The following is a 13,573-nucleotide window of genomic DNA, read 5'->3' on the forward strand; positions in this document are numbered from 1 at the left end:
GATGATTTGTTCGGGCCAAAATCCCTTTCTACTATCAATTACATTTTAGCAATTAATACCCTGAAACCGTTTTATAGCCTACTCGAGCCTGTCCATCCATATTTGATTATCCCTATAGACAGCCTTTAGCCAGATTCGATCCACGCCGACCCATAAATATTAATTACTGAGCTTACACCTTGAGCATTTACCTAAGATGAACCAACTCAGTTGAAGCGTTTATTGATATTCACCATAGAGCCTAGAGTAGAGGCCATTACTTTGTAGCAACTCCGAATGATTGCCCTGCTCGCAGATTTTGCCATCTTCAAACACATAGACATGATCGGCTTGTTTTACTGCACTTAAACGGTGAGCCACGATGATGGTAGTGCGATCTTTTAGAAAGCTCTTTAACGCCTGATGCAAATTCAACTCGGTCTCTGCATCCAATGCCGAGGTTGCCTCGTCTAATACGACAACTTTAGGGTCACTTAACAGCATCCGAGCAATAGCGATACGTTGTCGCTGCCCTCCGGAGAGCCTTACGCCCTGCCGCCCAACCTGCGTATCTAATTGTTGCTCTAGAGACTCAACAAAGGGTTTTAGCTGGGCTACATCTAAGGCATTCCAAAGCTCTTCATCTGAATAGCTTTTACCCATCGTCAGATTGCTACGAATCGAACCGTTAAACAGAGCAGGATGCTGGAGTACGGTTGCAACGTTATCTCGAACGCAAGCCAGTCCGATCTCTTTGATCGATACACCATCAAAGAACATCTCCCCTTTCTCGATGGGGTATAAACCCAACAGTCCCTGTACTAAGGTTGATTTACCGCCGCCACTGGCTCCCACTAAAGCAATCTTTTGCCCTGCAGGGATATCCACCGAGACGCCTTTGAGTACCTCGACACCGGTTTCATAACTGAAGTGAATATCTTGTAATTTAACCGCGACAGTCTTCTTGCCTTCAAATGGATTAACCTTGGCCGGGTACTGCGGTTCTTCTTTAAAATCTGCCAAATTGTTGATCCGCTGCAGAGCGGCTTTAGCAGCGTAATAACTGTATTGGATGCCTAAAATCTCTTGCACTGGCGCCATCATAAACCAGAGGTAGCCAAACACAGCCATCATCTCACCGATGGTCAGATCGGAGAAAACCACCATTAGCATTGAAACCGCTCTAAAGAGATCAACGCCGATCATGAACAAGACAAAGCTTAAGCGATTGGCCGCATCGCTTTTCCACTCAAACGCAGTTGAATGATCACGTACGGTTTTGGCTTCTGCGATCAGCCCTTTGAGATAATGCTGTTCGCGGTTACAGGCACGCAGTTGTTGGATATTGTCCAAGGTTTCGGTTAATGCCGACTGGAACACCTCAAACGCTTTATTTTCCTGACCTTTAAGGTGCTTAACCCGTTTAGCAACCATGGTAGTGAAATAGATCACTACGGGATTAAGAAATAAGATAAACAGCGCAAGTTGCCAGTGCATCCACAGCAAAATAATGGCAGTACCTAAGATAGATAGGGATGCAATCAGCAAACGACTGAGCGAGCTACCGATAAAGCGATCTACAGTATCTAGATCGGTCACAAAGTGAGAGGAAACCGCACCGCTGCCGACAGTTTCGTATGCGGCCATTGAGATCTTTTTAAGCCGCTCTAATAAGCCAACCCGAATCCGATAAGTGACATCTTTAGAGATAATGCTGAATTGGCGCGCCTGCCAAACGTTCATCATCAGGGCGACTAAACGCAAAAACAGTGTGACAAACAGAATCACACCGATAAACAGCACCGGCCCATGCCATTCAGATGGGAACATAGGGCCGACAGTTTCGACAATAAACCCAGGTTGATCTAACAGAACTTCATCAACCAACAATGGCATAAACAGTGGTAGCGGAACAGAAACCAAAGCGGCAAAAAAAGCGATAATGTTCGCTTTAATTAGCTCCGTTTTATGCTCAGATGCCACCTTTAAGATATAGCGCCAACTGTAGTACGGCTTCACAAACGATCCTTTTTACGCAAACTCAGTAATAACTAAATTGTACTCGCTAAATTGTGTTCTGGATTAGAATAATTAAATCAAAAAAAAACCCGCAATGTCTGCGGGTTTTCTAATTAGGCTTAGCGGTTATGCTTGTAGCATTTTGTAAAGCTTATCTTTTAACTTAAGGCGCTTAAACTTGGCTGCTTCTTCAGTTTGAGTGCATACCGGCTCAACCTCAGATTCCATTCGCTCAACATCTTTTGTCACCTGATGGTACTCATCGAATAAGCGAGCAAAATGTGCATCTTCCATTTTTAGATTGTGAATACGGTCACGGTGCTCTGGAAATTCGTGAATCAAATCATGATGTTCAATAGGCATTTGATGTTCCCCTTAATCTTTCTTTCTTATCTCTTTGACTTCAGTCTCCTCCTCTGATGACCACAAAGCATTGACGGACATCAATACAGGTTCCAAACTATAAAAAGAAATATAGAACCAACGAACAAGTCCTAAATATTGGTTCCCTGAAGCGGAGGATAAGACAATGTATGCAGCAATTATGAACACCGCCTTGGGCTCTCTGCTTATTAAAGCCAACAACAGTGCTATTACCTCAATTCATTTCCTGCAAGATAATGAAACAGTGCCCGAACTTTTGGGTAACGCATTAACCAACCAGTGTGTCTCTGAACTAAGCGAATACTTTGCAGGGAAGCGCGTAAGGTTTGATGTTCCACTCGCGCCTAATGGCACAAAGTTTCAACAATCAGTATGGAATGCGTTAAACGATATCCCTTACGGTAAGACCTGTAGCTATGGTGAAGTCGCTAAGAAGATAGGCAACCCGAAAGCCGCTAGAGCTATTGGGATGGCAAACAATCGCAACCCGATCCCCATTATTATCCCTTGTCATCGTGTATTGGGCAGTAATGGTAATTTAACAGGCTACGCAGGCGGACTTGAGAATAAGAGCTATCTGTTAAATTTGGAAACTAAAGACCTGATCTGACCAATCCTTGATTAGGCCAAAATTAGAGACACAAAAAAGGTTGCAGATGCAGCCTTTTTCAATTCGGATAGAGCTTAAACACTCACACTCTGAACAATGGTTTTTGAGGTATCTGCAAGATCTACAGAGGATCGCTCTGTGGCTTGAGCAGCCAACTGAGCAACTTGCGCCGCTTCCTGAATAGACATGATGTTTTGCTTTAATTCTTCCGCAGCATTACTTTGCTGAGAGGATGCAGCGGCGATCATGGTACTCATATCATCAATGCTACCTACACCCGCCATAATCTCTTGCAGCGCAGAACCCGCTTCACCGGCTTTATCAACACAGCCTTTTGCTGAGTCCTGACTTTTCTCCATCATCGACATCGCCTGAGCGGCTTCGCCCTGAAGCTCTGCGATCGTGGTATCGATCTCTTTAGTAGAAAGCTGAGTACGTTTAGCTAGCTCTCGTACTTCATCCGCCACAACGGCGAATCCACGTCCCTGCTCACCGGCACGCGCCGCTTCGATTGCGGCGTTCAATGCCAACAGGTTGGTTTGATCGGCTATCTCGGAGATTACTGAGGTCTTACTCGCGATCTCTTCTGTCGCCTGACGCAAACTATCAATCTGCTGAGCCGCTTGCTCAACATTATCTGCAAGGTGGTGAATCGCATCGATTGTACCTTTTACAATCGAGTGACCTTGATCGGCTGTATTGGTCGCTTGTTTAGTTTCTTCGGAAGTAGTTCTTGCATGCTGCGCCACCTCTTCAATAGCAATAGAAAGGTTTTGGATATGCGCTGAAACATCTTCAATTTCTAAGCTCTGACGTTCGATCGCTTGATTGGCCTGACGCGCAATACCGATCGTATCTTCACCCTGCTGATTTAGCTCTTTGGCCGAATAAGTAACACGGGCATTGGCAGAGCGGATTCGCGCCTGATCTACCATGGTACCTAGATAGATCGAACCCACTTCACTCACTGAGTTTGCGTACATCTCTTCTAGTACTTTTGAATCTAGCATACGCTTAGCACGGGACTGCAGGTACCTTAGAGGGCCTAACCAGTGATAGGACAAGCCTGCACATAATATAAAAGCACCTAGGCCTGCACCCATTGTGATCATCGGTGACCACTGTGTGAAGTAGCCTGCGCCCATAGGAATAAGCACCGCTAACAACAACATAATGATGATCTTGGTCTGAATAGACATATCATGCATCGAGATACGACGACTGTTGTTATTCAGTCGGCTATAAACATCGTTAGCGCGAGAAACTTGACCGGAGGTAGGCACTGTTCGAACAGATTGATAGCCGATTGTTCGCCCGGACTCCACAATAGGAGTCACATAAGCATTTACCCAGTAGTAAGAGCCATCCTTACAACGGTTTTTAACTATACCGATCCAAGGCTTATTCTCTTTTAACTTAGACCACAGGTCGCCAAAAACCGGTGGGGGGACATCTGGATGTCGAACAACATTATGAGAGCGGCCAATTAACTCATCCCGAGTAAAACCTGATATATCCACAAAGGCATCGTTTACAAATGTTATCTGGCCTTTTAAATCCGTGGTGGAAATCAGCGGCGTATCGTTACTGAATTTACGCTCTGTATTATTGACGGGTTGGTTATTTTTCATCTCAGCCCCTGTTACATCTCAATAGCTATTTTTTCTTATATTTCAATTATCTAACATTAGAATATATAGGGTTATTCTATTGAGAGATAGTGCTACTTTAAGGGAATTTGATCTAACTCATCAGACCTTATAGTCGGTCAAAAATAAAAAAGCGACCGAAGTCGCTTTTGTTATTTATCTGCTTTAGAGCCACCTAAACATTTAGGTGATGGCGCAACCGCCTGCCCTCTATCATGCCACTCTTGTTGAGTGAACAAATGCATCGACAGTGCATGAATTGGGTTGTTCATCCGGTCAGATAGGAAACTAAAAATCAGCTGGTGACGCTGGACTTTACGTTTGCCTTCAAAGTCATCAGATACAACCGTCACTTTGAAGTGAGAGTCCGTTGCAGGGCCAGAATGCATATGGCTCTCGTTCTCTATAACAAGATGCTCAATCGCCAGACCATCTTCTAGTCGATTTCTAATTACCGCTTCTATACTCATTTTTTACTCTTTTTACTTTCATCCATTCTTTCCACCTCTTCTGTCGCCATTTTTAAGAAGTGTCGATGGATTTTACGTGTCGTTAATGCAACAGCGCCGATTACAACAGGTACCGAGATACCTAAAATCAGATCTTTGTTCAGATCTACACCAGAGTTATACACGGCATCTAATAGGTATTTAATTAAACCAATAGTGTAGTAACTGATTGCTGCTACGGATAGGCCTTCTACCGTATGTTGCATCATTAGTTGAACTTTAGAGCGCTGATCCATAGAAGCCAACAGCTCTTGGTTTTGCGATTGGATCGATAGCTCTACGCGTGTACGCATCATCTCTGCAACACGGTCGATACGACGGGATAGATCCTCAAGACGATTACTGGTCGCACGACAAGTTTTAACCGCGGGAGTTAAACGACGGGTCATAAACTCGGTAATAGTTAAGTGACCAGAGACTTCATCTTCTCGCAGCTCTTCTAGGCGTTTAATAACCAGATCGTGGTAGGCATACGTTGCACTGAATCTAAAGGTTGCTCGTGCTCTGCAGTCTTCCACCCAAGATGCCATATCGGTAAGGCGGAACAGCAATTCCTGCTCATCGATATCACCACTGTGGGCTAGATGATCGGTAATATCAGCCAGCTTTTGGTCCATATCGCCAAGCGTTGGATTGATCTCTCGCGCAGTCGGCAATGAAAGCAATGCCATCAAACGGTAGGTCTCAATCTCCATGATACGCTGAGTTAATCGACCTAACTGGCTATCACTCATCTGCTTGTTGTAGATCAGGAAACGACCGAAGCCATCACTGTGCATCTGGAAGGTCGTCCAAACGCGGGCATCGCCATTTTGCGGACTACTACCGACTAGGCGCATGCCTTCGAAGAAGCGTTTTACTAATGGCAGATTCAACTCATGTGTTTGTCGCGCATCTTCTACAGAAACGTGGAAGGCCGACATCACAGTACCTGGAATGTCAGCAAGCCAACCTTCCGGTAGCGGTGTTAGTCCAGTGACTTCAAATGGGTTACCGCCCTGCTCTATACCTGTATTGATAAAGGTATAAGTAGTGAACTCCATGTGCTTTTCACGGCGCACTCGTAGATTACCGAAGTCCGCGTGGTAACAAAGTTCATCAACTTCAGGTGGCTCAACACCAAAATGCTTAAACAACTCCTGCAGGTGTGCAAACTGCTGTTTGCTCTCTTCAGGATTACACATCACTGCTAGATGGGTAATGCGAGCCGGACTTGGAATAACCTGGAACGGGCGCGAGTGTAATTCACTGTACAAACGCTCCCGCATTGGGTGCATTTTCAGTCCATGAGGGTTAACAATCTGCTCCATAAAATCTCCAAAAGCCCTTAACTAACGCGGCTATACATCTTCCAAATTTGCCATCATTAACGGCTGTTTAGCTAAATCCAAAGCCATGATTTGCGGATAGACATCAAACCATTCTTGAAAGTTAGCAAAGCTAATTTCACGCGGCCAATGATCACCCAATTCATCCCATGCAGAAAGCTCGCTTTCGAAAATAGACTGCCAATGGGATTCCAGCGCTTTGGAGAAATCCTCTTCCGTGCTGACTTCATCGACCAGATAAACGGTGCCTTCCCTACGCTGCTCGTCTAGAGTTAAGCACTGGTGTAAACCGTCGGCATCTACATCTAAACTATTAGTCCAGTCTGCAAATGGCTGTCGCGGTAAAACAACAAATGCTGAACGGTTAAGCAACTTCATGGTTCTTATCCTTAGCTTTGGTTATACTCGGGCTATAAATTATTAGACCCATCATAACAGTTGATTGATCACCTGATAGGGGTAAAGAGATGAAGTTTACCCTCTGTTGAGGTAGCTTTTTAGCTTACTACCTTTGGCTAGTCGAACGAAACTGTTTTATTGAGTTAATTCTGTGATTATTCCTGTATTACAACAACTTAACTCGCGCGATCAGTGGATGGCGTTCTGCCGCCGTGAACTGCCATACTGTTTTATTGAAAGCCCTGAATGCCTGGTAGACTTCCAGACGACTTTTCTAAAGATCACCCTTCTACCTAAAGACACGCTGATTCATGATGCGGTGAAATACAGCCTAGGTTCGCGTACCAGCATGGAACCTGTCTGGCGCTTAATTAAAGGCTGTAATTGGGATCTCAATGCGATTTTGACTGGTTTGGAGCAGATGGCGTTCGACAGTAATGTTCGCGATAACTCCCTGCTTAAAGTGCATACCGATCTGAGTGTTCGAAAGTACTTTAGCCGTGAGCGCTGCCTTGTATCTCCAAATACGCTCGGTTTACTTGAGCCCTTAATGGCGCAGCCTGATATATGGGACGCTCAGTCGTTGGCAAAACTCATTAGCCATCAGCAGTTCTCTAGCCTTCAAAATGAAGTTAAAGCTCTACCGGGCAGTAAGCAAAATGCCGGGGCTCCGCCGCCGAGCATAAGCACGATTATGATGATTTTGCTCGACCCTGTTGAGCAATGCATCGGTCAGGTACATAAAGGTCGGTTGCATATCTTCCGTGGTAAGCAGCCATTTATCAGTCTGATCCCTAAGCTTACTTGGCCGAAGCCACGCTTAAAAACATCTAGCTAATTTTCTTCGATATATTCAATCCAATAAAAAAGGCGCCGAAGCGCCTTTTTTGTTCCGAGAGGATTAAGCCGGTTCTGGCTCAAGCTCCTGCTCATCTTGATCTTCTGTTTCCAACTCAGCCATCATTTTCAGAGGGTTGTCAGAGTTTAGAAGTTCACGCCCTTGAAGCGTTGGGAACTCAACATCCAAGTCTACGATACGACCATCACGGCAAACGTTGATGATGGTATCCATACAAGAACTTAGTAGTGAGTACTTCTCATCCGGTGCGGCGATAATTGTCTGCAAACCAAGATCGCTCATGAAACCAAGTGAAGTTACTGTGTTCTCAGAATCCAGCTTGTTGAAGGCTTCATCGAATACAGACAGACTCATACCGCCTAGAGGGTTGCCATCATTACCTTCGCGTAGACGGTATGTTGCAGCTTGGGCTGCAGCAATTGCCACGTAGAACGGTACTTGGTGCTCACCACCGGAACCAGTTTTGATACGCTGAGTGAGGGTTGTTTTACGGTTACCGTCGAGATCTTTTACAACCAATTCGAAGTTGTAGAAGTTACGGTAATCCTGCAACAGGCTGCTCTCGCCTTCATCTTTCAGCACTTCGTGAATCTTCGCCAGTGCATCTTTATGAGGCTTATCGCTATCAAATTTCAGATCAAATAGAGAACCAACGTTCGCTGAATCCATCTGAGTATAAGCTTCTACCAGCTCCAAAATATCTTTCAATTCTGGGTTCGGCATCATATCGAAGCTGTACATCTCTTTATGGAACGGACGACCTTTAAGATGCTGGTTAAGCTCACGAATAAGATCTTTGATCTTGTTGATCTGATCGTTCAAGTGCGCAACAAAGTCAGATCTAAATGCAGTTTCTGCTTCTAGACGTGCACGTTCTGCTTTCTGACTGTAGTTAGCCAGCTCAGAATCTTTAAGCGCTTGTACGGTTTCATCTACAAATGCAGATAGCTCTTCATGAGTAGAATCAGGTGTAACTTTATCTAGCTGCTGATGGCTCAAGCCACCGCCATGGTATTTCGCTTTGTATTGAGCAACGCCATCACGTACGGCATTTTTCTTCTTCTCGTGAAGAGACAGTTCGGACTGCGCTTTCTTCGCTGCTTCAAAGATAATACGCTCTAGTTCGCCAGAACATGATTCATCTAGGTAATCGCGTTTTTCCTGCGCAGATTGCGCATCAAACTCGCCCTTCTCTTCACATGCAGTACGTGCAGTAGAGTGCTCTTCTAGCTCTTGGTCGAATACTTCTAGCGCTGCCGTATCTTTGATGATGGACGTACGTACTTTCTGAAGCTTATCCATCAAGCTACGTTGCATCTGTTCTGTAGACTTCTGCTCAGCTACTAGATCAGCAATACGCTGCTGCACGCCTGTATCATCTTGGTTACGTAGATCGGTGATCGCCTGACGCTGACCTTCGATCTCTGTATCAAGCTGTTCGCGTTGGTTAACCAAGTCGAATACACGTTCGTTTACATTGTCCAAACCGTTGTTCAGCGTAATTAACGCATCACGTAGTTTTTCCAATGTATCGTGATTTTTACCCAGTTGTGTAAATTCAGATACCAGCTGATCAACCTGCTTACCTTGTAGCGCAGCTTGGTCAGAACGACGACGAATACCCATAATAGGCTGCTGTTCGTTGATCGCCGTTGTCGAACCTTCTGTCTGCAACATGCAGTCATAAGTTAATGCACGCTCGTGACGCAGTAGTTCGGTTTCTGTCTCAACCGCCATCACGCCGCCTAGTGCACGGTTCATGTAGGCACGAGCATGATCATTTTCAGTATCGATGAAATAAGCCAGTGAGCCAGCTTTATAACGGTTTAGCCAGTCACCAGATTTGGTCGTATTAACTATACGGCAACCTTTAAGGTGGCGACCTTTACGACGGTATAGCGTGATCGCTTCTTTCACACGATCTGGATCGACGATTAGCGCTTCACGGCGCGCACCTAGGAAAGACTCAATCGCAATACGCCACTTATCATCGTTGATATCAGCCAGTTCACAGATCGGCGTGGACTCAATACCGTATTCTTGAAGCAATTCCATCAATTCACGGGTATTGCGACGTACTGGAGCATGACCTTGTTTTAGCGCTTCAACGGCACTCTTCTGGTTCTGAATTTCAGAACGTAGCTCATTGATACGAATTACCGAGTGCTCGTAACGACGTGCGATATCACGGCGAACACCTTCAACCTGAAGTTTTAGGTTTTCTAAAACGTTATCAACTTCTACAGGAGATTGCGGCCATAGATCCGCCATAATGTCCTGACCCGAGCGCCACTGTTCGACACACTGCTCTACAACAGGACGGAATTTCTCAGGTAGCAGTTCGCTGTTTTCAGCAAAACCTACGGTAGTGCGCATCAGGTTATAAACGCCCTGAATACGCTCTTTCACAACATTAACTTCGTGCGTTTTAGCTGTGATAGAGGACTCAAGCGCCTTAACTTTGTGAGCTGAATCAGAGGTATTTAGCTCTGCACGGGCTTCGGCCAAGTTCTGCATAATCTGGTTGAGCTCTTCACTCTTCTTCTCCAGATCTACCTGTACCTGTTCCTCTTTCGCTTGGTTATCTTCCAAGCGTTCTGCAGCATCCTCTTTTTTAAGGTCTGCATTCTCGAATCGTGTTTCGTGAACAACCCACTCGTACTCAGCAGCGTTTTTCACATTGCGCTGAATACCGTTACAAAGCTCTTGTACCTTCTCTAGCTCACCGATGCGGTTAGCTACTTCGCGCGTCTTAGTTTCCATCGCGCGGTATTCATCAAGAGACTTACGGAATGCGCCGACATGGACGATATTTTCGTCTAGGACGAACTCACGGATAAAGCGTGTAGGGCTGTCGATTGGCACGAACTTAAGCGCGTTCTTAAAGTTCTTAACAAACTTATCATCATCATTTGGCATCTCTGGGTCGTAACTTAGATGCGTTACCAGTTCACGAACAAAACGACTAGAACGCTTCTCCAGAATCATATCTGGGCACTGCTTGTAGAGATGATCGCGAACTTGATCCCAAGCTTTAGGTAGACGGCCTTCACCTGTTTTCTCGGTAAAGTCGTCTAGGGATACAGAGCAATCTGGAAGAATAAAACGACCTAGAACATCTTCATCAGCAGACGCAGTAGATGCACTAATCGCTACACCAACCGTCGTCTCTTTAGCCGTTTCTGTATCAAAGAAGCTCAATGCCAAATAACAAAGCGAATCATGACGTGCAGTATTCTTTTTACCGTCATCATCAAGGAAACCAAGACAGTAAGTACGTAGGCTACGCTCACTCTTTTCACCGGCCGATGCGTTGAAGCTCAAGTGACGTTTATTACCACCCATCAATACTGTTTGGATCGCGTCCAGCAGGGATGATTTACCAGAACCGTTTGGACCTACAACCGCAACGTTACCTTTAATCGGTATCTCTACAGCACCAAGAACGTACCAGTTAACCAGAATAATACGATTTAGCTGCTTCATTCAGCTGGTACCTCTTCTTTTTCTTCTGCCGTTTCAGCGACTGCTTCGTTTAGCTCTTCAGATGTTTCGTCAGCAGCTTCTACTTCTGCTTCAACTTTTGTTTCTGAGACATCTTCGTTGTTTTCTTCAGCAGGCTCTACCGCTGCTTCCGCGACTTCATCCATATCCAATACCACTTCACCATCTTGCTCGTTGGACTCACAAAGACCTTCAAGCTGACGAATAAAGTCTTCAACCACAACTTGGCGGATTACTGGATTAATCTTAAGCGGGATATTCTTAGGTTCCATCTCATCTGGCTTACCGCGTTCGATAACACCGTGACGAGAGAACAAGGAAAGGATCTCTTTCAAACGCGTTTCGTTTGGAATCTCTTTACGCGTTAGGTTTTCATAAACCGTAAGCAGTTCGTCAGTGCTTGTGTATGCCTGCCCTGCTTCCACTTCGAAACTTTCTAAGCGCTGTTCATACTGCTGACGAATGCAAAGCAGCAACAAGGATTCATCCAAGCGTAAACGCATAAAGCGCTCTTCACCTTTAGGGATGATACCCATATAAGCTTCATCAGGCTGATGGATAAAAGACCAGCCGATCGCTTCGAAAAGGTTCGTAAAGTAGTCTACTTGCGAAGCAACTAGAAAATAGCTTTCACGGTGCCCAGGACGCTCCGCATATAGGAACTGATTGGTCAGCAGTTGATTCGCCGCACGGCTAAAATCGCTGGCTTGATACTGATCGCTGCGACCGATAATTTTCTGCAGATCACCTAGCATTTGAAACTTCCTTTGAATGATCTTTTCTAGTTATATAAAAATCACGACACTCAACCATGTCGGCAACGCTTACGTAATTTTCCTGGAATTTAATTTCATACTGTTCGCTTGTCTTACGCGCTTTCTTACCTAATGACTTCAGGTGGCGGACATAGCTGAAACAGATGTAATCTTCGATCGAGCTGATCTCGAAATCAGAGGCGTTGACTTTTTCACGGCCAATCAAATGGCGCTCTAAATACGCTTCTATACGATCAACTTTAACTTCACGACGCTCTTTATATTCCTTAAAGAGTTGGCGAAGCTGCAGAACTTTTGGATCGATCTCTTTGCGAGTAATAACTTGTGGTTCTGCAATGGTGCGACGCTTAACCGGTGCACGAACACTACCCGGCGCAAGGAAACCAACCGTATCCAAAGTTTGAATACGTGGGATTTCACGACCATCTTTTTCACTAATTTGAGCAATCACACGGGATAAACGTGAAGCCATACCCGGCGTCGTTTTATCCATGTAGCGAACAGTGTCAGATACACGTTTTTCCAACTTGTAGCGGAAATCGTCAATGATAGCTAAACGCTGATCGACTGATTCGAAGATACGGATAATGCGGTTGATATGCTGATGTACACGCGCTTCAGCATCATGGATATCAACTTCAAACTGCTCTTGATAGTGCATAATCAACTTTTCCAGTTTGACTGTATCAAACTGTAACTCTCGTAATAGAGATAGGATCTGTTGACGGAATCGGAACGGGTTATTTTTGGTTTTCAGCGTTTTATAGTCTGATACCAAAATATGCTCTACGAATCGCTCAAAGAAATTGCGAACAATCTCTTGTGGATTATTGGTTTGCGACAGATTGATCTTCAGCTCACGCAGGCCAAGCATCATATCTGTAAGGTGGGCGCTGAAATCTGCTGCTGTTTGAGCTGCTTCCGATAGCGTAATACCACGCCCTTGCGGATCATTAATAGCTGATTCTAACGAACTCAATACGTTAAGAACCGCACCACCGTAACTACGCTTCTCTAGGTTCGCAATCGAAACCAAGGTACGTAACAGGAAGCTATTCGCAGGAGATAACAGAACATAACTGCGATAGATACGCTGCTCTTCTTCCAACCACCCGGTAGCTACCAAGCGACGATAGATACGACTGGTATATTCGGCAGTTGAACGAGGGGGTTCTTGCTGATCCTCTTCAGAATCATCCTCTTCTGGTTCCCAACGACGAACACCTAGACGAATTACCGCCCCTTCGATCGTTGAACGTACCAAATCCTTAGGTACAAACGGGTCAACCAAATCTTCATCAAAGAACAGGTCGGCCAATGAGATAAGTACAGCCTGATAAACCTGTCGATTCTGCCCGGATAAAGGCAAAAACAAGTTATCAGGAAGTTTATTAAACAGCATTCAGCGTTAATCCGCGGTCTTTAAACCCGTGAACAGGGTTCTATTTTTATAAGGTAATAGGAACCGATTCTAGCGGAAAATTGGACTAGGGATAAGGGCTAAATCCACTATATTCGTAGTTGAATATAGACTGGATTCCCTCTTCTCCTAGAAAA

General features: G+C 45.0%; 11 protein-coding genes. 2 read left to right on the plus strand and 9 right to left on the minus strand.

The features are described from left to right. Positions 1 to 219: 219 nt before the first annotated feature. Together ACMXYS_RS11300 and ACMXYS_RS11305 are read right to left on the minus strand one after the other, a co-directional pair. Positions 220 to 1,998: an ABC transporter ATP-binding protein gene (locus ACMXYS_RS11300; protein WP_415896562.1), complete on the minus strand. Its 1,779-nt coding sequence runs from the start codon at positions 1,996 to 1,998 to the stop codon at positions 220 to 222. Between the two features lie 126 nt (positions 1,999 to 2,124). Beyond that, positions 2,125 to 2,361: a YdcH family protein gene (locus ACMXYS_RS11305; RefSeq protein WP_415881731.1), complete on the minus strand. Its 237-nt coding sequence runs from the start codon at positions 2,359 to 2,361 to the stop codon at positions 2,125 to 2,127. A gap of 166 nt (positions 2,362 to 2,527) precedes the next feature. Between ACMXYS_RS11305 and ACMXYS_RS11310 the strand changes: the two genes are divergently transcribed. Further along, on the plus strand, positions 2,528 to 2,992 hold the full coding sequence (locus tag ACMXYS_RS11310) for a methylated-DNA--[protein]-cysteine S-methyltransferase (RefSeq protein ID WP_415885195.1): 465 nt from the start codon (positions 2,528 to 2,530) through the stop codon (positions 2,990 to 2,992). Positions 2,993 to 3,066: 74 nt separating this feature from the next. Here ACMXYS_RS11310 and ACMXYS_RS11315 read toward each other — a convergent pair whose 3' ends face one another. The 4 genes from ACMXYS_RS11315 to ACMXYS_RS11330 all read right to left on the minus strand — a co-directional run bounded on the left by ACMXYS_RS11315 (position 3,067) and on the right by ACMXYS_RS11330 (position 6,856). Next, positions 3,067 to 4,623 carry a methyl-accepting chemotaxis protein gene (locus ACMXYS_RS11315; RefSeq protein WP_415881733.1) on the minus strand — a complete coding sequence of 519 codons (1,557 nt, stop codon included), beginning with the start codon at positions 4,621 to 4,623 and terminating at the stop codon, positions 3,067 to 3,069. A 170-nt stretch (positions 4,624 to 4,793) separates the two neighbouring features. After that, a complete protein-coding gene (locus ACMXYS_RS11320) occupies positions 4,794 to 5,111 on the minus strand; it encodes a BolA family protein (protein ID WP_415881734.1) in 318 nt (105 codons plus the stop codon). Next, positions 5,108 to 6,460, minus strand: coding sequence for a DUF3422 family protein (locus ACMXYS_RS11325; protein WP_415881735.1), 1,353 nt, complete (start codon positions 6,458 to 6,460; stop codon positions 5,108 to 5,110). The genes ACMXYS_RS11320 and ACMXYS_RS11325 overlap by 4 nt, the downstream gene beginning before the upstream one ends. Before the next feature lie 30 nt (positions 6,461 to 6,490). Next, positions 6,491 to 6,856 carry a hypothetical protein gene (locus tag ACMXYS_RS11330; protein ID WP_415881736.1) on the minus strand — a complete coding sequence of 122 codons (366 nt, stop codon included), beginning with the start codon at positions 6,854 to 6,856 and terminating at the stop codon, positions 6,491 to 6,493. A gap of 172 nt (positions 6,857 to 7,028) precedes the next feature. Here ACMXYS_RS11330 and ACMXYS_RS11335 point away from each other — a divergent pair, with 172 nt between their 5' ends. Next, entirely contained in the window at positions 7,029 to 7,715 is a 687-nt protein-coding gene (locus ACMXYS_RS11335; RefSeq protein ID WP_415896563.1) for a hypothetical protein, read from the plus strand. Between the two features lie 63 nt (positions 7,716 to 7,778). On the opposite strand, the gene ACMXYS_RS11340 is transcribed toward ACMXYS_RS11335, so the two are convergent. From ACMXYS_RS11340 to ACMXYS_RS11350, 3 genes are read right to left on the minus strand one after another with little or no spacing between them, the layout of a single operon-like run. Beyond that, positions 7,779 to 11,222 (minus strand): SbcC/MukB-like Walker B domain-containing protein, encoded by a 3,444-nt coding sequence (locus ACMXYS_RS11340; RefSeq protein WP_415896564.1) that lies wholly within the window; start codon positions 11,220 to 11,222, stop codon positions 7,779 to 7,781. Then, complete coding sequence (locus ACMXYS_RS11345; protein ID WP_415896565.1) at positions 11,219 to 11,995, minus strand: DUF4194 domain-containing protein; 777 nt, start codon at positions 11,993 to 11,995, stop codon at positions 11,219 to 11,221. Before ACMXYS_RS11345 ends, ACMXYS_RS11340 begins: the two co-directional genes overlap by 4 nt. Continuing rightward, the gene (locus ACMXYS_RS11350) at positions 11,985 to 13,418 is read right to left on the minus strand and encodes a Wadjet anti-phage system protein JetA family protein (protein ID WP_415896566.1); all 1,434 of its coding nucleotides are present in this window, start codon (positions 13,416 to 13,418) and stop codon (positions 11,985 to 11,987) included. The genes ACMXYS_RS11345 and ACMXYS_RS11350 overlap by 11 nt, the downstream gene beginning before the upstream one ends. Positions 13,419 to 13,573: the final 155 nt, after the last annotated feature.

Origin of the sequence: Neptuniibacter sp. QD57_21, assembly GCF_047778075.1 — a bacterium.
In the GTDB taxonomy this organism is placed as follows: domain Bacteria; phylum Pseudomonadota; class Gammaproteobacteria; order Pseudomonadales; family Balneatricaceae; genus Neptuniibacter.